The organism is Alcanivorax sp. HI0044, from assembly GCF_001634945.1.
Genome location: NZ_LWEZ01001694.1, coordinates 1 through 839 on the forward strand (window position 1 = coordinate 1; position 839 = coordinate 839).

2 protein-coding genes are annotated in these 839 nt (G+C 56.9%); both read left to right on the forward strand.

Annotation, left to right across the window (positions count from 1 at the left end):
- Nucleotides 1-505: metal-dependent hydrolase (locus A3730_RS25525; protein WP_197477636.1), on the forward strand; the 505-nt coding region annotated here is incomplete at its 5' end.
- A gap of 57 nt (nt 506-562) precedes the next feature.
- On the forward strand, nt 563-839 hold a 277-nt coding region (locus A3730_RS25530), incomplete at its 3' end, for an SDR family NAD(P)-dependent oxidoreductase (RefSeq protein WP_156501363.1).

Consider the following 839-nt stretch of genomic DNA (forward strand, 5'->3'; position numbering starts at 1 on the left):
GCATTTCACGGCGGTGCTGGCGGAATACATGATGAAGAATGAAGAGGTCTTCTACGAAACCGGTGATGAAAAGCAGCGCGCCCTGTGGATGTGGCACATGCTGGAAGAGTCTGAGCACAAGGACATTGCCTATGATGTCTACGAGACTCTGTCCGGTAACTACCCGCTGCGGGTGAGCGGCTTTGCGCTGGCGGCTTTTACCATCATGTTCCTGGTGCCGTTGGGCGGCGCCATGATTCCGGTATACCGCAAGCCGACCAAGCTGCTCAGCCTGCGTTACTGGAAAGACGTGAAAACCAGCCTGGTGTTTCTGGTCGGCCCGAAAGAGGGCGTTTACGGCAGTACGGTTAAACACATTCTGGATTACCTGCGCCGGGACTTTCACCCCAATGACCACGACACCACGGCCTACCTTGAGTATTACAAGGAGAAGCTGCTGAACCCGAAAACCGGTCTGCTGTCGCCGTATCTGGTCAAGGAATTCGTGCCGAAACTGCGCGCCTGATTTCCGTGGCGCGCCCGGTTCGGGGCGTGCCGCCGATAACCTGTTGAGATAATCGTGATGATGACTTTTTTGAAGCAGCGTTTTGCCAAGCCAAGCAAAAACGCCTACGCAGNGGTGACCGGTGCCGGTAGCGGCATCGGCCGCAGTTTTGCACTGGAACTGGCCAAGCGTGGCGGGGCCGTGGTTTGTGCGGATGTGAATCTGGAAGCGGCACAGGAAACCGTGGCGCTATTGGAAGCCCAGGGCGCCAGAGCTTTCGCCATTCACTGTGATGTGGGTGAGGCGGAACAGGTTAAAAAGCTGGCTGAGGAATCTGAAGCCTTGCTGGGGCACC